Origin of the sequence: Rheinheimera baltica DSM 14885, assembly GCF_000425345.1 — a bacterium.
Classification (GTDB): Bacteria; Pseudomonadota; Gammaproteobacteria; order Enterobacterales; family Alteromonadaceae; genus Alishewanella; species Alishewanella baltica.
In genome coordinates this window covers 136625-157475 of the sequence record NZ_AUDG01000001.1, presented here as the reverse complement: position 1 = coordinate 157475, position 20851 = coordinate 136625, and the positions used below count along the sequence as shown (strand labels likewise).

Genomic DNA, 20851 nt, shown 5'->3' with positions numbered 1-20851 from the left:
GACTAAGCCAACAACGGCTTTAAATAATGCCCGGTGTAGGACTTTCCACAGGCTGCTACTTGCTCGGGAGTACCGGCAATCAGGATTTCACCGCCGCCGCTGCCGCCTTCGGGGCCTAAATCGATAATCCAGTCGGCGGTTTTAATCACATCCAGGTTATGTTCTATCACCACGACAGTGTTGCCGTGATCGCGCAGCCGGTGTAGTACGTTTAGCAATTGCTGAATGTCGTAAAAGTGCAGGCCGGTGGTGGGTTCGTCCAGAATATACAGCGTTTTACCGGTGTCGCGTTTGCTTAGCTCGCGGGCCAGTTTTACCCTTTGAGCTTCACCGCCGGATAGCGTGATGGCAGACTGTCCCAGCTTGATATAACTTAAGCCAACATCCATCAGCGTTTGCAGTTTACGGTTAATGGCCGGTATCGCTTCAAAATAGGCCAGTGCGTCTTCTACTGTCATATCCAGCACTTCGTGAATATTCTTACCTTTGTATTTTATCTCCAGCGTTTCGCGGTTGTAGCGTTTGCTTTTACACACATCGCATGGCACGTAAACGTCGGGTAAAAAGTGCATTTCTACTTTAATCAGGCCATCACCCTGACACGCTTCGCAGCGTCCGCCTTTAACGTTAAAGCTAAAGCGGCCAACCTGATAACCGCGCGAGCGCGACTCCTGCGTACCGGCAAACAGTTCACGCACGGCAGTGAAAATACCGGTATAGGTAGCGGCGTTAGAGCGTGGTGTGCGGCCAATAGGGCTCTGGTCTATGTCGATCACCTTATCAAAGTGATTTAAGCCTTTAATTTCGCGGTGTGCGGCTGGGTCGCTACCCTCGCCTTTATTTAATACGCGATGCGCCACCCGAAACAAGGTGTCGTTAATTAAGGTAGATTTGCCCGAGCCCGACACGCCGGTGATACAGGTCATTAACCCAAACGGAATGGCAATATCGACATTTTTTAAGTTATTACCCGTTGCGCCAATCACTTCCAGCCATTTTTTGCCCGGCTTGTGGCGTTTTTGTGGTACTTCAATTTTACGTGTGCCCGCCAGATACTGGCCGGTTAACGATTCTGGCGTTGCCATAACCTGCTCTAGCGTGCCTTGCGCCACGATATGGCCACCATGTACACCGGCACCGGGGCCAATATCAATAATATGATCGGCAATGCGCACGGCATCTTCATCGTGTTCTACCACAATAACGGTATTGCCTAAATCGCGCAGGTGAATAAGGGTACCCAGCAGGCGGTCGTTATCACGTTGGTGTAAGCCAATAGAGGGCTCATCCAGCACGTACATTACGCCAACCAAGCCCGCGCCAATTTGGCTGGCTAAGCGAATACGCTGCGCTTCACCACCGGAAAGTGTTTCTGCGCTGCGCGATAAATTTAAATAATTAAGCCCAACGTTAACCAAAAAGCTGAGCCGGTCCTGAATTTCTTTTAACACCTTCTCGGCAATTTGCGCCCGTTGCCCGCTAAGGGCCAATTGCTGGAAAAATACCATACAATCGCCAATCGACAGCTCAACAATTTGTGGCAGGTTGGTTTGGCCAATAAAGACATGGCGGGCTTCTTCGCGTAAGCGTGTGCCGTTACAACTGGGGCAAGACTGATGCGCCAGATACTTACTTAGCTCTTCACGTACACTGTTGGACTCGGTTTCGCGGTAGCGCCGTTCCATATTGGGCAAGATGCCTTCAAACGGATGGCTGCGCTGTACAATGTCGCCACGGTCGTTCAGGTATTTAAAATCGATAACGGTATGGCCACTGCCACGCAAAATAGCGTCCTGTTGTTGCTTTGTCAGGCTGTTAAATGGCTCATCCAAAGCAAAGCCGTAATGTTCGGCTAACGATTTTAGCATCTGAAAATAATAAAAATTACGCTTATCCCAGCCGCGAATAGCCCCGCCGGCCAGGCTAAGCTCGTCGCTAACAATGACTTTACTGGGATCAAAATACTGCTTTACGCCTAAGCCATCACAGCTTGGGCAGGCGCCTGCCGGGTTGTTAAACGAAAACAAGCGAGGTTCCAGCTCTATCATCGAATAGCCGCAGCTAGGGCAGGCAAAGTTGGCGGAAAACACCAGCTCTTCTGCACTGGGATCGTCCATTAGCGCTACTTTAGCTACGCCACCAGACAGGCCAAGTGCTGTTTCAAACGATTCTGCCAGCCGGGTTTTCACGTCGTCACGTACTTTAATACGGTCGATAACCACTTCTATAGTGTGCTTTTTGTGTAAGTCCAGCGTTGGCGGATCAGATAAATCGCATACTTCGCCATCTATGCGGGCGCGAATATAGCCTTGGGCCGCTAAGCTCTCCAGCGTTTTAACGTGCTCGCCTTTGCGTTCCTGCACCACCGGTGCCAGTACCATCAGCTTGGTGCCTTCCGGGAAGGTGGTGACTTTATCAACCATTTCACTAATGGTTTGTGCCGCTAGCGGTAAATCATGGGTGGGGCAGCGAGGCTCGCCCACGCGGGCAAACAGCAGCCGCAGGTAGTCGTAAATTTCAGTAATGGTGCCCACGGTTGAGCGCGGGTTATGCGAGGTGGATTTTTGTTCAATTGAAATGGCCGGCGACAAGCCTTCGATATGGTCGACATCGGGCTTTTCCATCAAACTTAAAAACTGCCGCGCATAGGCGGAAAGCGACTCAACGAAGCGACGCTGGCCTTCGGCGTATAACGTATCAAATGCCAAAGACGACTTACCCGAGCCAGACAAGCCGGTGACCACAATGAGTTTGTCGCGCGGAATGGTTAGCGAAATGTTTTTAAGGTTGTGGGTGCGGGCACCCCGAATATCAATTTTATCCACAAGTAGGTTCCCCAAAAATATCGCCTTGATACGAGCGCTGCAGTATTGCAGATCTATCAGTAAAATTTAAGGGGAAGCCAAAAAATACTGTAAATAAATACACCTGTCGCCAGGCGCTACATTCAGGTTAGCGTAGGCGACGACGCAACGCCAAGCCAAATAAACCTAAGCTAAAAATGCCAAATGTAGCTGGCGCTGATACCGGCAGTGGTTCATTAAACGGCGTACCATTGTTGCCAGTAAAAATTAACTGGTTTTGCGAATACGCGTTCGTCATAACAAACATAGTGTGTTGGCTGGTAACATTGGCTAACTGATTTAACCAGCTGTTTGCCAGTGTCACACTAGTGCTTTGACGGTTAGCTTTAAAGTTACCTGATGCCAGCGACAAACCGGTAAAGTCAGTGCCGTTGAAGTCGTACACCAATTCCCACAATGCTAATTGGAAGGCGGCATCATTGCGCGCGGTGCCCGTTTGGCTGCCAAAGCCGGTATATAACCGGGTAATGGCATCGGCTTGCAGTGCACTAAACCACTGGTGGGCTGCTGTAATAGTGTATTGCATGGTTTGGCTTGTGTTCAGCATTTGTGAAAATTCAATACAAAACGCCAGTAAATCGCCGTCGAAGTTAAACGGTAACGGTGCGCTTGGATTACTGTGACTAAATGAGATCATTCCGGCCATAACAGTGTTAGATCTACCCAGCAAAGAGGCTGAGATGTTTTCTGAACCATTTTCCATGCCGTTGTAATGCACATCAATGGTTATCGGCGTCGCCTCGGCTGTTGTGGTAAAAAAGCCAACAACGAATAATGCTGCTGCAAAAATAAAAGCGTTTTTCATTTAAAATCCTTATAACTCATGATGACTAAGCTACAATCCTGTTGCTCATAATTCTGGGTGTGATGTAAGCCAGACACAGATCAAGAAATACACTGTTAATGGCTACTGCTAAAATAAGCAAAACAACGTGCTCAATTTTCGTATCTTTAGCAAAAAGCATGCCTAAATTAATTATTGTTGTTTAACAGTGTTTTACTTGTGCCATGTTTTATGCTGATGCTGAACATGTAAAAAAAACTGACTATTTTTAGTACGCCTGGCTAGCGGTATCGCCAAGGCAAAGCGTCTGTTTGTTACAAAGTGAAACTTGAGCGGCGAAAACAACGTAAGTCAGCTTAAAGCGCGCGCGTAATGTGCTACACTTGCGCGCTTATTTCAGCGGTTAACTCTTACCTGATGCATCAACTGAATTCTATAGAAAAACGTGCCGCAATAGCGTTAGCATTGGTGTTTTCCAGCCGAATGCTGGGGCTGTTTATGCTGCTGCCGGTTTTTGCCTTGTATGGCAGCGACCTGGCTGGCTTTTCACCTATGTGGATAGGCCTGGCTATTGGTGCCTATGGCTTAACCCAGGCTATCTTACAAATTCCACTTGGCTGGCTGTCAGACCGCATTGGCCGGCATAAGGTGATGCTAGGCGGGCTTGCGGTATTTGCGTTGGGTTCGGTTGTGGCTGCATTGGCTGATTCTGTCTACATGGTTACCCTGGGGCGGGTGTTGCAGGGCGCCGGCGCGGTTGCGGGTGCCATATTGGCATTGGCCGCAGATTTAACCCGCGAAGAGCAGCGGCCCAAAGTCATGGCAATTATTGGTGCCAGTATAGGGTTAAGCTTCGCTGTTGCGATGGTGCTTGGGCCCTTGTTGGCTAAATTTGCCGGGTTAAGCGGTGTGTTTTGGGCAACCGCCGTGTTGGCGTGCAGCGCTATGCTTATCGTAGCCTTTATTGTACCTCGAACCGTTAGCAAGGCTCCGATGGCCGACACGCTGGCATTACCACAAAGCCTGGGAGCCATGCTCAAACACCGGCAGTTATTGCAATTGGATATCGGTGTTATGTTGCTGCATTTAATGCTAACCGCAATGTTTGTTGCCTTGCCAACTTTGTTGCAGGGCTATGGGCTGGCACCACTGAAACATTGGCAGTTTTATTTGCCTGTGTTGCTGGGGTCTTTTGTGCTGATGATACCCATGATGATCGTCGCCATGCGAAAAGCACAGGAAAAAGGCTTTTTTATGTTGGCCGTGGCGCTTTTAATAAGTGCAATGCTGCTATTAATGCTATCTGGTTTTGTTGCATTAAGTTGCGCCTTACTGCTGTTTTTTATTGGCTTTAATTTTTTAGAAGCCAGCTTGCCGGCACTGGTGTCGCGTATTGCTCCAGCCGGACAGCGTGGCAGCGCTATGGGCATTTATTCCAGTAGCCAATTTTTTGGTGCCTTTTTAGGCGGCGTGGTGGGCGGCGCGATAGTGCAACATTTTGGCTACCAAGCATTGTTTGCTGTGCTGGCAGTTATTGGTTTAATATGGTTGCTAGTTGCAAATACCCTTACTATTCCGCCGCGCGCGCAGCGCTTATCTTTGGCGGTATCGGTACACACTGAACTACAGGCTAATCAGTTAGCTAAACAATTAACGGCGTTAGCCGGGGTGCAGGAAGTAACATTGCTTCTGGCAGAGCAGCGCTGTTATCTGAAAGTCAGTTCAGCACATTTTGACACAGCGCAGGCGCAGGCTGTAATTGCCGCAGCCGGGGCTTAACATTTTTTAGGAGAATTCGCATGGCGCGTGGAGTTAACAAAGTCATCCTGATTGGTAATTTAGGTACCGATCCAGAGGTACGTTACATGCCGCAGGGCGGTGCTGTAGCCAATTTAACGGTTGCAACGTCAGAGAGCTGGACCGATAAAGCGACCAACGAGAAAAAAGAACAAACCGAATGGCACCGCGTGGTAATTTACCAACGTTTAGCCGAAATTGCTGGTGAATACCTGCGTAAAGGCAGCAAAGTTTATCTTGAAGGCAAATTAAAAACCCGCAAATGGCAAGATAAAGACGGTGTAGAGCGTTACACCACTGAAATTATTGCCAATGAATTGCAAATGCTGGACGGTCGTAACGAAAACCAGCAAGGCGGCGGTATGGGGGGCGGCCAGCAGGGTGGATATCAAAAACCTGCAGCGCAGCAAGGCGGTTACCAACAGCCAGCACAGCAAGCTGCGCCTGCCTATCAGCAGCAACCGCAACAAGGCGGTTACCAGCAAGCAGCACCGCAGCAGGGTGGCTATCAGCAGCGTCCGGCCGCACAGCCTCAGCAAGGTGGTTATCAACAACCTGCCCAGCCACAACAGCGCGCGCCAATGGAACCGCCCATCGACTTTGATGACGATATTCCGTTCTGATCTGGAATAATTTTTAATTTGTATACTTTCTTCTCTAAAGGCCGCAATTTTTGTGGCCTTTTCTATTTTCAATAAAAAATTGATGAAATTCATTCTGGCTGCTTAACTGCATAACAGTTAAAAATGCTGAATAGTGAGCGAATAAGCCTTATTTCGGTAAGAAGGTTTGAGGGCGGAGAAAGTTTTGTATTTTTACTTAACGAGCACGGCGTACCTGACTTCTGGGTTACGCATTTTGCTCACTATGAACGACCTCTTTTTTAGGGAAGGCACGGCTGAACAACGCCATGCTCAGCAAGGTCTACCTGAATGTGTCTGGAGCCATTACGCGCTTTGGAATTGTCAAACGCTTTCTTTATCAGCTCATCACGCTTCACAGCCCTTGGGCTTGGCGTCAGGCCAGTTTTACGTCAGGCATAACACCCACTATGCGATACCTGAAGCACCGCCACCATTCTTATTCACGAGAACAGGTGTTGATGCTCCAGGATAAACTCAAACCGGGCTATTTTTGGTTATCTGCGAAGTAGGTGGCCGCCTTTTTAAGATGGCTAAATCCTCAGCCTGCTCAGCCAATTGGTGTTTAAGGCGAGGGATTTCGGCTGCAGAACGCCAGTTATATAACTGTGATTCATGCAACTTTAATTCTCTGGCTGCGGCATTTCTTTTGCTATAAAGCGCTTGGCCATAATATTCAGTGCAAATGTTTCCATGTAAGGAAAGTATTGTGTACTTGTGTACTTGTGTACAATGTTATTTTTATGGTTTATGTTTGCTTGCAATTTATTTGCTTTGTTTGATTTTAGAACAAAATATGACAACTCTCAACTGATGGGTGTTAATTAGTTATGGACATGGAAATACTGCAGTGTTTGGTCGGTTCGATTGAAAAGGCTGAAAATGTGAACGATTTAGATGCAAAGTTTTTACAGTTATGTGAATTGTGCGATCTGGAACACTACCTGTTTGCCACTGTCAGCGCCGTGTCCCTCAGTGCTCCAAAAATATTTGTCCTGTCTAATTATCCGACCGAGTGGTACAAAGTTTATTTTGAAAAAGATATGAAAAAGCATGATCCGGTCGTGCGTTATTGTTTTGAAAACTCCGCACCGATTATGTGGAGTACCCTGATGGATAATGAGAAGTATTGCGGCCCGCAAGGGTTGGAATTAATGAACGCAGCCAAAGCGTTCGGACTATCCGATGGTTTGTCGGTACCGGTTAAAGCACCGAGCGGTGAAATTTGCATCTTCAGTTTATCTTCCAGCCGGCCTGAGAATTTGCGGAAAAGGTTGTTAGATGCCTTACCCTATGCCCAGTACTTTGGTCTTTCAGCTTTTGAAGCTTGTTTGCGGCTGAATATTGAAAGTCACCCAATGAAAGCTTTGACGCCAAAAGAGCAAGAAAGCTTGTTTTGGGCGTGTGAAGGGAAAACAGCCTGGGAAATAGCACAGATCATGGGTGTAACTGAACGTACTGCAAATTTTCACCTATCCAGTGTGACGGAAAAGTTAGGGGCAGTGAATCGGCAACATGCCGTAGCTAAAGCAATTATTCATGGTTTGATCAAAGCCCGTCCGAATTAAATCGCTGTTTTGCCAGTTTTTGACCAGCATAGCTTCAGCTATTATTTACCCGGTATTCTGGGGCTGTGATGGGGTCGGTTTTGTTACGGCGCAATACCAGCCGCAGACATTTGCCGATGGCATCGCTGGTAATAATCGACCATAGATCAAATGGAATAGTCCACTGCTGCAGCAGCACATCGGCTGGCTCGGCCGATATCAGTCCCAGGTGATGCACGATTTCATCACATTTTCCGGCACAAACCAGTTGCTGCAGGAACTCAATATCGCACAAGATCACCGCACTGGTGCGTTTTTCCATAGCGCAATACCGCAGTATGGATTCCAGTCGAGGCAAAGAGTCAACTTCACAAATCAGCTGGTCGGCTTCTGAGAAATTCTTTTTGTCGAGACACTCCAGAATGTCTTTTTGGCTGGCGGTGTACAGAATGACGCTGGATTGGTTAGCGAGTTCTCTGATGTAGGCGCTAAAACCAAATTCATTTTTAAATTCAATCAGCTTTAATGGTGCGCCGTGCAGGTTGGCAGTAGAAATACTGGTCAACCATGGCAAACCGTTTAACAGCACTTTATTCGGCCCGGCACTGAGCATTTCAGTGAGCTGGGTATGTGGCAAGTTATAGACCTTACCTTTCCAGGTTGACAGCCATTGTTGCCAGGGCGTGTCACGTTGCACATCAGAACAAAAACCAATAGTGATGGTCTTACATTCGCTGGACGCCAATGCCTGAATGAGTCTTTCCTGATCAATCATGGCGGTTACAGGATCAGAGGTAAGCACTAAATGCCTGAAAGTTAATGCAAATTTTTCAACTGACATCGACAGTTTTAGTAAGTCTGCGCCAATAATCATACTGTTCGAATCAAGATATCGACCTTGTCCGTCAAGCAGAACCCAACCAAATCCAGATCGGGGTGACTTCTTCAATGCTGCGGTCAGCGCGAAATTCATCGCTTCTTTGACCGCACGTTCGGTGTTGGTAATGTTCAAACTTCACTCCGGCTTGTTCTAGGCAACTACTTGTTGATCCATCTATGCTGGTGACGGTTCGTCAGGACAGGGCTGATGGCGATACAAATCCGGCTGCAGCTGCGAGCCGCACAGATATGCTATTCAACATCGAGTCACTGCCATTGGCAGACAGCTGCAATATCAACCGGTTTTGACCCACGCTACTGTTGTGCTTTAACTATGGTTAGCAATTTAGCAGAGTGGGGCAAGGCCGACACCTGTAACTAGTGACAGGTACCCAATAGCGTCACTCACCTTGATACTTTTGCAGCAACAGGAACAAGCATAACCACTGTCACCATCAGCTTACCCGCAGTTGGTGCGAGTGATATGGGCAAATAAATAACCTTGAGGGATCACGATGGTAGCAGGAAGGATGAAGCCTTTGATTTTGGGTAAATAACGTTTTAGCAGCAAACGGGAGGCTATATCGGAGCGATGTAAATACGAGTTCGTAGCGGTTCAAAAAGCCTGGGCGAAGCCATGAGCCTAAGTCAGATAATACGATATAAGTGTGGAATTGCAGCTGCTGGTTTTTGTTGTCCCCAGATAGCCACCACCCAACCGTAACTGCGCTGCAGGCCTTTAGAATGTACTTTTTTTAGACAAGCAGCCAACTGTATATTCCGCTACCTGTCAGATGTTACACCTGCAGCAAAATACATATTAACTATCTGAAAATAAAAGATAATACCTGGCCCCGTCAGATGTATCAGCTATGACAGTAACCGGTAAGAAAATAGTTTTGAACACGTCAACTCAACCAAGGCGTGCTCAAAATGAAAAATGTAATCTTCTTCCAGGAAAATGCTGTAAACCACAACCCACAAATTTTAGATCAAGTGTTTCAATTGCGGCACGATACGTTTATCAAACGTCTTGGCTGGGAAATTACTTCAAATCAAGGGCGTGAACGGGATCAGTTTGATGACCTGCAGCCATACCACATCGCGGTGAACAGCGCGGATGACCAACAAGTCCTCGGCTGCTGGCGCGCTTTGCCTTCACAAGGCGACTACATGCTCAAAGATGTTTTCCCACAACTGTTACAAGGCGAAAAAGCGCCGGTAGAAGAGAATATCTGGGAAATCAGCCGCTTTGCCGTCAACAAAGACAAACGCAATACCGATGATGGTTACTTCGCCGATACCACAATTGAGCTAATCCGCTCGTTTTACGATTTTGCCAAACAGCATGGCATCACCAGTTATGTCACCGTCACCACTGTGGCCTGCGAGCGTATTTTACGCCAGTTGGGCGTGACGATGCGCCGGATGGGTGATGGTAAAGCACTACAAATTGGTGTTGAACGTTCAGTCGCTCTGCAAATTGAAGTCAACGAAAACCTGTGTATTGTTAAGCATTAATTGTCTTGCCGGCCGCTGTAGCCGGCGATCTTGCTGCCTATAAGTCCCGAACCACTCATACTGTCACTGCACTGCTGTCGTTTGTTTCACCTTTAGTCACAGTCCATTGCATATACGCCCTCTTTGAACATTGTAACGCCTTATTCGCCCCGGACGTCGACCCTTGGTGTAATAGGTTTAGCGTGTCTGGGGTTATCTGCTGAAAATCACAACGCTGCTCTGACAAGGGGCTACATAAGGTGATCCTAAAATCGTTCGCCACCGCCAGGGAAAAAAACTGTTGCCCGGCAAAGTTAAAACTGCAGCTGTCTTTGCATACTGCAGGCGGTAACACAAATGCACGCCTTACCTTAAATATTGAACTGTCCTGAAATTTCACCAGACTTTCCAGCGTCGTCCAGTACAGCGTAAGCCGATCCAGCGCCAGCGCGGCATTTGAAGCGCAAGCAATATCTGAGGCTGCTTGGTCATTAATATACTGGCCTGCCAGCGGCAGCACTTTTTGCAACTTAAGATGATCCTCAACATCGATCCCAAGATTACAGTCGGCAATGGCCACCGCCAGCGCTTTACCAGAATGGGAAATGTTCAGTTGTAATCCGGTTTCGTCCTCAATATATGGCTTACCGTTTTTACTGGCAGCCAGGTGAATGTTGCTTGCGGCTCGACCCAGCCTGCTGGCGAGCGCAGTTTTTAGTAATAATCTGGTAAGTAAAAACGTGCGCTGTGGCAGTGATCGGGTAAACCGGTGATAACGGCTCAGCTCACTAGCATTCAGGCAAGCAAACGCCTCTGCTTTCCACTCATCATGTAAAAAATGCCGATGTTCACAAAAATAAACCTGAATGTGCGGCTTCATTGGGCACTCCATTGAGATTCCTGCCACTGACCGACAGGTGATCCTGTTTGAGATTGATGTTGCTTATTGCAAATGCTATCGCTTTGCCACAGTGATGCATCACAACGGTTCATGACAGGCAATACCCGGTCTGTTGCTGTGCCTGAAGCAGCCCTTGCTGCCGCGGGCTGCGGTCAATCAGCAAGATCGGTTGTTTCGGCCTGATGCGATTGGCAATAAACCGCTCGTGCATAATTTGTGATCCCAGAATGACCCCCATCGTTGATTGGATCTTTTTCAACATCGGTGAAGCGGAGGGCAGGTTTTGCCAAAGTTGTTGCATCGTTGCGACATACTTAGGATTAAAAATACCTGCTGCCGCAATTTGCTGTGGCGACAAATAATGCTGAAACAGCGCTTGTCCGCGTTTGCTTTGCTGCGACAATGCATACCAGTCATCAGCCGAAAATGGATGTTTGTGTTGTTGATACATAAAGGGCGGCAAATCTTTTTTAAAGGCTTCGTGCAGCAAGTATTTCTCTCGCAATGTATCCATTTTTAATAAATAGGATTGCGGCAACCGGGTAGCAAAATCAAGTAGATGGTTGTCCAGAAATGGTGTCCGGCATTCCAGTGAATTCGCCATCTCAGCGCGATCTCCAAGCACCGGAATAATGTAGTCGGACAAGGTACTCAGAGATAACAGCCGTGATGCATTCACTGGATCTAATTGCTGCATTTGCGCCAGCGGATAACTGGACTTTAACAACTGAAACGGCGTTGGTTGCTGGGAGTAGTCAATGAAATCCGGATGATATAAGTTAGGCGCCACCATTTTACTTAGCTGTGTTACTACGGTTTGTTTAAAACTTGGAAAGCCAAAAATATGCTGATCGCTGCGCCAGTTATTACTTTTAGTCCAGCTCAGCTCCTGAGAGCGGTATTCATTTTTTTCAAATTGCTGAGTTAATTGCCGGCCAAAGACTTCCTGCTCACCGCCTGCAGCGAGCATGCGCCATAAGGCCTCTTGCTTAAAATAAGCGTAACCGGCAAAAAACTCGTCCGAACCTTCCCCGGTCAGGCACACTTTCACACCATTTTGCCGGGCGAACTTTGATAACAGTTTTTTACCGACATGGCCTGGATTTGCAATCAACATTTCACTGTGAAAAATTGCGTCTTCCAAATGCTCCGCCAAGTCGTCTTTGGTACAGGGCAGTGTGTGCAGTTCAACACCATAGTGGGCGGCAATTTGTGCCGCCAGTGACGATTCATCGTAGTCGCTGTTGACGTAACTGAGGTTGAAGGCTTTGAATTTAGAATGATGTCTCGCCATCATCGCGCAGGTTAGGGTTGAATCGATGCCGCCACTTAGATAGGTACCCACGGGGACGTCTGCAACTAACCGACGTGCCACCGCCTGGTCAAGCAACTGCTCTACCTGCTCCTGTGCCGTCGCAAATGAGATATCGCGATCGGCATTGTAGTTGGGTTGCCAATAGCAGTGTTCGGTGATGCCTTGTTGATCAATCAGCAGTAGATGGGCTGGTTTCAGCGACAGGATCTGACTGAATGCAGAAATTCCCTGCACCTGGAAGGCAAAGGGCGTACTTAAAAAATATGCCGGGTTCAAAGCACGATCGATCCGATCCAAGGACAGGATCCCTTTTGCTTCAGAGCACAGGATCACTTCATGGGTATTCTGGAGGTAATATAAGGGTTTAACACCGGTTCGATCCCGTGCGACCAGAAGTTTGTTTCGATGACCATCCCACAGTACAAAAGCGAATTCGCCATTGAGCTGACTAACAAAATCCACGCCATATTCCTGGTACAAACACAACAACACTTCGGTATCTGATGTGGTCCGGAATTGATGACCTAGTGCCCGCAGGCGTTGCCGGTGTAACTCGGCATCATAAATTTCGCCGTTGTAGCTGATGCCAATCCGCTCGTCACGGCTAAACATCGGCTGCTGACCATGAGCTAAATCGACAATACTTAACCGGACATGCGCCAGTCCCACTTTACCTTGCTCCACGATGGCGTAACCCGCTTCGTCAGGCCCACGGTGGGCGATGGTTGCTGACATGGTGGCTAAATCTGCCGGATCGACGGCTGCCTGCTGAAATTTGTAAATTACGCTTAAACCACACATTGAGTGCCCTTATCCATCATGACATTACCGTTACGTGCTGCGTGTTTTTTGCCAGCACCCAGGTAAGCCGTTTTATGACCAGCCTCTAGCTTACAAGATCCAACCCTGCCGACAGCTGTCACATCTGACAGCAGTAATAAATGCTGCTGGAAATTATGATTTAGCTGTTGTGTGGAAATATTCTTTTTTTTCGACGGAAAAATTATTCCCTTTAGTGTTGGAATGCCTGGTGTAAATGTTTTCCCTCATTATTACTGGTCCGTTTTTAATGTCGTTATCTGTCACATCTGACAGCAGGCAGCCGGAAAAAATTAAATTATTGTGTATGCATACCTTGCTGGAATGTTCCCAGTAAGGAAGTGGTCCAGCAGATAACTTAGAGAATTAATTGTATGAGTACAGTGGATAACGTGAAAAATAGTGTCATTGAGTTGCTTCGGGCTACACAAGATGAATTGGTTACACCTGCATACATTTATTCTGTTGAGCAGGTTGGCTTGAATTATAAAGAATTGAAAGAAGCTTTAGGTACGCCACTCGTTGTTTCAATAAAATCAAATCATTGTCCTGAGTTATTGTCCAGGGCTGCATATCACTTTGAAGATGGCTACGAAGTTGCTTCATTAGGTGAACTTCGGCTGCGCTCAGGTACTAAACAAAAAGTGTATATAAACACACCTGCTTACTCCAAAAAAATGGTAGAGGTTGCTTCTCGATACAATGCAACATTTATTGTTGACCACCTGGCTCAGTTAGATGTGATTGCTGAAGTAAAGCAAGAGCGTGCTTTTAATAATGACGTGTTGTTGCGATTAAATTTTGATGCCGTTGTCAAAGGTGCCACAGCATATCCTGACGATCATTTTGGCATGGATTTGCCTGCATTGCGCGCCGCAATTGCCAAAGTTATTGATATAGGAATCAAAGTTTCCGGATTGCATATCTTTGCCGGGTCCAATAATTTTCTGAAAAAGTCGCAGGCCTGCGTTGCTGCAGTGGAGGGACTTTATGATCTGGTCAGCGAAATGCTCGGCTACCCGCTGGCCGTGATTAATCTTGGCGGCGGTATTCCTGCAAATTGGCGCGAAAAGAATATTGATTTCAAATCATATCGCGACGCTTTATTCGGCCTTCAACAAAAAACCACCATCATTCATGAATCAGGTCGCGCAATATTTGGAACAGCGGGTTATTTTTTGACTGAAGTTGTCAGTACTAAATCAATTAATGAAAAAAATATCATTGTCTGTGATGGCGGTATGGCGCAGAACTTTCTCCTTGCCAAGACCGAACATGTTATTCGCAAGTATGACACCCCCTTTATCTTTAGTGATACACCAGACGATCCAAAAAACTACATTTTTGTAGGGGCTTCATGTAATCGGGATGATGTGATTGGTGAAGTGAAGAAGTTTGAATATAAAGTTAAAATAGGTGACAAGGTTTTATTTGAAAATTGTGGCGCCTATAACTCAATGTATACCGTATCAAAGTTTCTGGCACTGAAAGAATACAAAGAATATGTAATTTAAAATTGTGATGAAACTTTAATTATAATAAAGGTGGTAATTTATCGTGAAGCTTGAAAATAGTATATGCGAAGGGTTGTCTGAGTATGGCGAGGTTGGGCCTTACTTAAAACGTATTATTCGGAATGGTGTGATTTCAACTGTCGATACACAGATGATTATTGACCATGATGATTTCCATGCGATTGAACAAGGCAAGGTGATTCCGTCGGAGCAACAAGCACCTTTTAATGAGATTGAACAAAATATTGAGAATCTGCTGGAAGGGTTTGCAGCTAAAGGTTTAGTGAATAACAACTTTCATGCACTAGTCACCAACTTTGGCAAATTGTTGTTTTCGTTTATTGCCAGCGATGCGCAAATTGCCGAAGTTGATTCCTGGCATCAGCAGGGGACAGCCCAGTTTGGCGGTTTTCTGATGGCTGATGGCGGTGGGCCTTCTATTCAGCAGTGGAATACCATTTTTACCAAAGACGGAGACATGCTGGAGCTGGATGTTGACAAAGTGTGGATCATTGAAGGTCATCGCCTGGATTACGGGTCAATTTCAGCGGCTTCAACGCAAAAACTCTATCCCAGTTCGGTGCTGGTGCCGCCGGATGAATTCAAAAAACTAACCAAAACTGCCGTTGGCATGCCATTTCTGGATGGAACGCTGCAGCTTGGTAATGTCAGCGGCAAAGTCCGGGTGGCAAAGACCAATCTGCTAACCAGTGGGGGGCTGGCGTCAACTTCGGTTTTTTTGTCAAAGGTCCGGCCACGTTTTGTGCGCGCGTTAATGGGTCATGTGCAATGGCTGCAGAACAACGAACGGATTGAGTTGTCGGTGGAGCAGCTCTCAGCTGTGAAGCAACTTGAAGCAATTGCGAAACGTTATTGCCACAGCCTGGTGGAACGTAAACCAAGTTTGCCGGTGGCGCTGGCAATTAAGTTTGTTTCCAATCGGATCCTGTTGGATCTAGTGATTTCCGGTGCTGTTAAACAACCCATGATCCAGCGGGATTTGATGGCATTCACCCGTATGGAAGGCAGTTCTTATCGTTGCCTGTTCGAAATCTACAGCAAAACGAAAGTGCGCTAACATGAATAGCCTCCGGATTAACAGCATCAATATTGTCCAAAGTGGTTTCCTGAATGGATTGCCAGCGGCGGACTTTGTTGCGGCACTTAGCAGCAAGCTTATCGCGTTAACAGAGGCTGTTACATCAACCCGCCCGCAGACTGCGTTTTCGCACTATATCTGCAGTTCGACGCTCGACATTGTCTGTTCAGGCGCCTGGTTTGAGCCCGCCGAATTAAGTCAGGTTGTCGCCACTGGCACCGGTATCAGCTGCACCTATTCCAATGCGATGCAGTGTGCAACCTGGGGCTTTCTGGTTCGTCAGCACCTGCTGCACAAACCAGATGTCAAACATATCCTGCTCACCATTGTGGATGCCAATCCACTGCAAATGCGCTTCTGGGAAGACAATGTGTCTTGGGGTAAAACCAGTCACCGCATCACCCAGGTGCATCTGGAGTTACCGGATCAACCTGCCGCTCTGTTAACCGATGTTGAAGCGATTCGTATTGGTAAATGCAATCCGACCGTGATGCTGTACGAATATGCCGGAGAAATTCAGAAGGCCGCTTTACGTCACCCCGAACGCACCATTGCGTTGTGCTTTTTTGAAGGAAAGATGCGTAAAGGGCTGAAAAGAACTTTAGCCGAATTTCCCTACTTGCCTGATTTATATGATGAATATGGCCATGTATGCGGTTCAGATCCATGGATCTCCATCGCCAGAGACCCGCAGCGTCAGCAAGGTGAGTCCAAACACTACCTATTGTCGTCAATCGCATCGGAAGGTTATTTCTGCTTTTTGAATGCCAGCCTCAATGCGCAATCCCACATCCATATTGAAGAGTGCCAAGTGCTATGAATACTCAAGGATTTATTGGAAGTTTAGACATTCAGCGGCGTAAGCCTGAAGTCCTGCCAGCGTTACTGGGCAATGCCTTACTGGCAGAAGACGAGCTGCACATTGCCATGCAACTGCAGTTTGATGAACGGTTACCCATTGTGGTGTCGTTTTATGAGTACTACCGGTTTTTGGACCGTTTTGTCAGCACTGTACTGACGCATGAACTAGCGCCTCGCATTCTGGTGCGGATCAAAATGCCGTCCACCATCCCGTTACCGTGCATCTTGCTCGATGCCAGGGTCGCTATCTTTCACGATCTTGACGTTGAAAGTGCCGAGTTAACCGCACGTGGCCTCGACCACCTCTGCATTGACGCCAACTTCAAACTGTATTCCTGGTCGGCTGGTGATAACAGTTTTGCCATTCGTTTTGTCAGTCCTCGCGGGCATCGTCTCGATAGTGCTGCGCTGCAGCAGATGCAGGATGTGATTGCCACTTTGCCGGCCAACTTTAACTGCGTCAGTTCGCAGCAACCTGAAGAGTGATATCCACATGTTAAAACTTAATCAAGTCAGCAAAGAATATCGGAACGGCCAGGTGCAGTCCGTTGCAGTAAACAACGTCAGTCTGGAGATTGGCCGTGGCGAACTGGTTTGCCTGACCGGTAAAAGCGGCAGTGGCAAAAGCACTTTGCTCGGGATGCTGGGGTTGATTAACACCCCAAGTTCCGGCGAAATTTTGTTAAATGATCAGCAGATTTCAAAGCTCAGTGATAGCGAACTGGCAAACATTCGCCGGCAGCACATCGGGATCATTTTCCAGCAGTTTAACTTACATCCGGCGTTAACCGCGCTCGAAAATGTGATGTACCCACTTTATTTACTGAAAGATCGGCAGGCCAAAGCAAAAGCACTTGCCGCACTGGCTGACGTGGGTATGGAGGAATTTTCTGACCGAAAACCGAAACAGATGTCCGGTGGACAAATGCAACGCGTGTCGATAGCCAGAGCTTTTGCTAAAAAGCCGGAGCTGATTATTGCCGACGAACCCACCGCAAACCTCGACAGCGAAAATACCGCTGTTGTGTACCAGCTGCTGCAAAAACTGAATCAGGACAAAGGCGTCACTGTAGTGATTGCAACTCACGATAAAAATTTTTCCAGTAGTGCAGTTAGGACTCTCGATATGCACGATGGCCAATTAATTCAACAACTCAAAGGAAATAACCATGTTTAAGAAATTCGGAATCGCGTTAGTCGTCCTCAGTCTGGCCGGCTGTGAACAACCGGTTAGCACCTCCAGCCATGCCGAATCTTTAATTGAAGGCGAGCTGGATCAGAAGTCTTACCTTAAAGCCGCTGTGGCCCAGATCGCTGCGACTAACCAGCTGATGGCTGATTCGGCCCTGACGGAAACACAACTGAATACGCAGATTTCCCAGCTGGAACAATTACTGACGTTAGCGGATCAGCTGACGCTGGACAAAGCGTTGTTGCAGGAAGCGGAGCTGATGTCGAGCCTCGGCTCCTTGTACGCCCGTAAAGCGTTGTTTTATGTAAACAACGCGCAGCAAGCCGGATCGTTCAGTGCCAGGGGCTTTCGTTACCTCGACAAAGCCGTCAGCAAGTACCCGGATAATGTCACCGCCCGGCTAAACCGCGGCATCGTGTCAGTCAGAGTGCCGGAATTTATGAATAAAGCGGCGACTGCCCGTTCTGACCTGGAGTTTGTGCTGCAAAGCAGCGAATTCACCAAGTTCAATCCAGGCCTGCAGCAGAGCGTTAAAGAGATGTTGGCAGAGGTCACCTCGCGATTGGCAACGGATGTGTAGCAGCGTGCTTGCCGTTGCCATTCCCGCGAACAGTAAGGCTTCGAACCCAGCGTCTTTAACCAAAGCGTTATTGCTATAAGCGTCATCAACTTCAAAGTGAAGGTTAGTTATGTATCTGTTATTTCTTGGCAAACTTATCGTGCTGAATGTCTTGCGCGACTGGCGCAAAAATTTGATTGCCTGTATGGCCATCCTGATCGGCACCATCAGCCTGGTGCTGTTTGGTGGTTATGTTGCACAAATGTATGAAGGGATCCGACTGGGAAGCATCTATTCGCAGTTAGGACATTATCAGGTTCATGCGACAGTCGTCGGCGAGGAAGCCTATACCAAAAGCCTGATCGCCAAAGAGCGGGCGGTGCTGGTCGCGGACAAGCTGGCGGCACTGGATGAAGTCAAGCTGGTCAGCCATCGTGTGGAAGCCCAGGGTTTGATTTCATTTGGGGATAAATCGGTTGGCATTCTGGCCTACGGTGTCGACGCTGATGCCGATGCACAAATCAGCGAAGCGGTATCAATTGTCGAAGGGTCCGGACTCTTTTCCCACAAGCCAGCAGGCGCATTAGTTGGCCGCGAATTGCTGGCAGAACTGGGGGCAAAAGTCGGCGACATTCTGACCTTCTTAACCACGACTGATGGAGGAGCTATCAATGCCGTTGACATGGAAGTGATCGGGGTGATGGATACCGGCGCCAAGGAACTCAATAAGCGGTTCATCAAAATGAATCTGTCGCTAATGCAGGAAGTACAGCATTCTGACGCAGTCACGAATCTGGTCGTGCTGCTCGACGAATCAAAGCTAACGGACGAAAGTGATCGTCTGATCCGGGCGGTGATTGCCAATGACGGACCTGGCCTGAGCATCAAATCATGGTCGGAAATGTCGGATCAATATCATCAGATTGTCGCGATGTTTAACAACATTTTCGGCTTCGTCACTGCGCTGGTCATCATCATCATCTTCGCCGCCATCTTCAACACCATGACAATGGGCGTGATGGAGCGGGTGTCGGAATTGTCGACGATACGAGCGCTTGGATCCTCACGTACTGAAGTGTTGTTGATGGTGCTGATTGAAGGACTGATTGTCGGTGTGTTTGCGGTGCTGGTCGGTATTGGCAGCGGTGCATTACTGGCCCAGGTGATCAACTACGCCAACATCAACATGCCAACACCGCCAGGGTCTACCTTTGCCTATCCACTGCGTATTTTGCTGGATTTGCAGGTGCTGATGGTACCGGCATTCCTGACGCTGATCGCCACCCTGGTCGGAGGATTTTTCCCGGCCTGGCGGGCAGGCAGATTGCCCATCAATGAAGCTATGCAACGCTAGGAGCTAAAGAATGAAACTACCCATCAAACAGATCGCAACCGTAATTAGTTTACTGGCACTCAGTACACACCTGCAGGCAGCCGCTGCTTCAGTGCCGACCGACCTTGCCACTGTTGCCGCGCCTGGCAGTACCGTGCTGGCCGTGCTGGAAAATATGGAATACCTGCGCGGCTTTAAAGGCACTGATTTTTCCTTCGATTCCGAAGTGATTACGTTGGAGAACGAAAAAGTTGTTGGAAAACATAAGCTTGACGTGAAGATTAGTGAGCAGGGATATGCACTGATAGAAGTGTTATCGCCAAAAACTGAACAAGGTCGCCGCACCTTAATTCGCGACAAAGATTTATGGCTGTATTTACCTGGCAGTTCCAATGTGGTGCGTATCGCACCGCTGCAACGGGTATTTGGTTCCGCGTCCATCGCAGATGTGCTGAACACCTCTTATCTGAATGGTTATACGGTTGTTACCAGCGAACAAACGTCCGACGGTAAGCAGCTGGATGTCAGTCTGGTCAGCAACAATGCCAAGGCGACGTTTGCCAAAATTGAGCTCAAATACGATCTAGAGCACGACCGGCCCATTGAAACCAGGCATTTCACCGTGTCGGGACGGTTACTAAAAACCATCCAGTACAAGAGTTTTATCGACCATCAGGGCAAAGCAAAATTAGAGAAAATTGCTATCTACGACAGCTTGCGGAAGAACTCTGCGGTGTGGATCAGGATGAGTGATTACCAGACCTCCAGTTACCCGGAGACGACGTTCAGCAAGTCGGGATTACGGAAAAATTAACGAAGTGAGCTCCCTGTGAAACTGAGTAATGAATTATCAGCAAGGTATATCGAAGGTCTGGCCCAGACCGCGCCATTCCGGTTTGTCGATAAGGTGCTGTATCTCGATGAAACCCAAGTCGTGACCGAATTATACGGCAGTGACAATCCGTACAAATTCGCCGATGCGGCGCAAGTGGATACTTATGTGATGCTCGAGTATGCCGCGCAGTCGTCGGGGTTAATTTTAAGGGACAAAAAACGGGGGCAGCGTGGCGTTATTGCATCGTTTCAGCAGGTGGAACGGAAATCTCTTTGCCAGGTGCACTTTCCAATCAGGCTGGAATCACGGCTGGTAGAAGAAAGAAGGCCGGTATACAGCTTCGAGTTTGGGGTGTTTGCCGGCAAAGAACTGATGGTTCAGGGAACGATTAGTATTTTTATTCGAGGCTGA

Annotated in this window: 18 protein-coding genes and 1 pseudogene; 13 read left to right on the top strand and 6 right to left on the bottom strand. The window is 47.8% G+C overall.

Annotated elements, in window-relative coordinates; genetic code table 11:
• Positions 1-2: 2 nt before the first annotated feature.
• Both uvrA and H595_RS0100740 read right to left on the bottom strand, forming a co-directional pair.
• Complete coding sequence (gene uvrA, locus H595_RS0100745; protein WP_027669462.1) at positions 3-2825, bottom strand: excinuclease ABC subunit UvrA; 2823 nt, start codon at positions 2823-2825, stop codon at positions 3-5.
• Between the two features lie 127 nt (positions 2826-2952).
• The gene (locus tag H595_RS0100740; protein ID WP_027669461.1) at positions 2953-3669 is read right to left on the bottom strand and encodes a PEP-CTERM sorting domain-containing protein; all 717 of its coding nucleotides are present in this window, start codon (positions 3667-3669) and stop codon (positions 2953-2955) included.
• Between the two features lie 396 nt (positions 3670-4065).
• On the opposite strand from H595_RS0100740, the gene H595_RS0100735 reads away from it, so the two are divergent.
• Together H595_RS0100735 and ssb are read left to right on the top strand one after the other, a co-directional pair.
• On the top strand, positions 4066-5427 hold the full coding sequence (locus tag H595_RS0100735) for an MFS transporter (RefSeq protein ID WP_156885892.1): 1362 nt from the start codon (positions 4066-4068) through the stop codon (positions 5425-5427).
• Between the two features lie 20 nt (positions 5428-5447).
• Positions 5448-6068 (top strand): single-stranded DNA-binding protein, encoded by a 621-nt coding sequence (gene ssb, locus H595_RS0100730; protein ID WP_027669459.1) that lies wholly within the window; start codon positions 5448-5450, stop codon positions 6066-6068.
• Between the two features lie 284 nt (positions 6069-6352).
• Here ssb and H595_RS23745 read toward each other — a convergent pair.
• Positions 6353-6728, bottom strand: a pseudogene (locus H595_RS23745) (transposase); the annotation flags it as partial.
• A gap of 188 nt (positions 6729-6916) precedes the next feature.
• Between H595_RS23745 and H595_RS0100720 the strand changes: the two are divergent.
• Positions 6917-7654, top strand: coding sequence for a helix-turn-helix transcriptional regulator (locus H595_RS0100720; protein WP_027669458.1), 738 nt, complete (start codon positions 6917-6919; stop codon positions 7652-7654).
• Positions 7655-7688: 34 nt separating this feature from the next.
• Here the strand turns inward: H595_RS0100720 and H595_RS0100715 are convergent, their stop codons facing one another.
• Entirely contained in the window at positions 7689-8645 is a 957-nt protein-coding gene (locus H595_RS0100715; RefSeq protein ID WP_027669457.1) for a hypothetical protein, read from the bottom strand.
• Positions 8646-9445: 800 nt separating this feature from the next.
• Here H595_RS0100715 and H595_RS0100700 point away from each other — a divergent pair.
• Positions 9446-10033 (top strand): acyl-homoserine-lactone synthase, encoded by a 588-nt coding sequence (locus tag H595_RS0100700; RefSeq protein WP_027669456.1) that lies wholly within the window; start codon positions 9446-9448, stop codon positions 10031-10033.
• Between the two features lie 55 nt (positions 10034-10088).
• On the opposite strand, the gene H595_RS0100695 is transcribed toward H595_RS0100700, so the two are convergent.
• Together H595_RS0100695 and asnB are read right to left on the bottom strand one after the other, a co-directional pair.
• Positions 10089-10892, bottom strand: coding sequence for a 4'-phosphopantetheinyl transferase family protein (locus H595_RS0100695; protein WP_027669455.1), 804 nt, complete (start codon positions 10890-10892; stop codon positions 10089-10091).
• A 109-nt stretch (positions 10893-11001) separates the two neighbouring features.
• Positions 11002-13029, bottom strand: coding sequence for an asparagine synthase (glutamine-hydrolyzing) (gene asnB, locus H595_RS0100690; RefSeq protein ID WP_027669454.1), 2028 nt, complete (start codon positions 13027-13029; stop codon positions 11002-11004).
• Positions 13030-13421: 392 nt separating this feature from the next.
• Between asnB and H595_RS0100685 the strand changes: the two genes are divergently transcribed.
• The 9 genes from H595_RS0100685 to H595_RS0100645 all read left to right on the top strand — a co-directional run bounded on the left by H595_RS0100685 (position 13422) and on the right by H595_RS0100645 (position 20851).
• Positions 13422-14561 (top strand): type III PLP-dependent enzyme domain-containing protein, encoded by a 1140-nt coding sequence (locus H595_RS0100685; RefSeq protein WP_037053291.1) that lies wholly within the window; start codon positions 13422-13424, stop codon positions 14559-14561.
• Between the two features lie 151 nt (positions 14562-14712).
• Positions 14713-15639, top strand: a complete 927-nt coding sequence (locus H595_RS23345; protein WP_156885891.1) for a hypothetical protein — start codon at positions 14713-14715, stop codon at positions 15637-15639.
• 1 nt (position 15640) lies between these two features.
• Positions 15641-16480: a hypothetical protein gene (locus H595_RS0100675; RefSeq protein WP_027669452.1), complete on the top strand. Its 840-nt coding sequence runs from the start codon at positions 15641-15643 to the stop codon at positions 16478-16480.
• On the top strand, positions 16477-17007 hold the full coding sequence (locus H595_RS0100670) for a hypothetical protein (RefSeq protein WP_027669451.1): 531 nt from the start codon (positions 16477-16479) through the stop codon (positions 17005-17007). Before H595_RS0100675 ends, H595_RS0100670 begins: the two co-directional genes overlap by 4 nt.
• A 7-nt stretch (positions 17008-17014) precedes the next feature.
• A complete protein-coding gene (locus H595_RS0100665) occupies positions 17015-17698 on the top strand; it encodes an ABC transporter ATP-binding protein (RefSeq protein WP_037053288.1) in 684 nt (227 codons plus the stop codon).
• Complete coding sequence (locus H595_RS0100660; protein WP_027669449.1) at positions 17691-18293, top strand: hypothetical protein; 603 nt, start codon at positions 17691-17693, stop codon at positions 18291-18293. The genes H595_RS0100665 and H595_RS0100660 overlap by 8 nt, the downstream gene beginning before the upstream one ends.
• Before the next feature lie 109 nt (positions 18294-18402).
• Positions 18403-19626, top strand: coding sequence for an ABC transporter permease (locus H595_RS0100655; protein WP_027669448.1), 1224 nt, complete (start codon positions 18403-18405; stop codon positions 19624-19626).
• Positions 19627-19636: 10 nt separating this feature from the next.
• The gene (locus H595_RS0100650) at positions 19637-20419 is read left to right on the top strand and encodes an outer membrane lipoprotein-sorting protein (RefSeq protein ID WP_027669447.1); all 783 of its coding nucleotides are present in this window, start codon (positions 19637-19639) and stop codon (positions 20417-20419) included.
• A gap of 15 nt (positions 20420-20434) precedes the next feature.
• Entirely contained in the window at positions 20435-20851 is a 417-nt protein-coding gene (locus H595_RS0100645; protein WP_027669446.1) for a hypothetical protein, read from the top strand.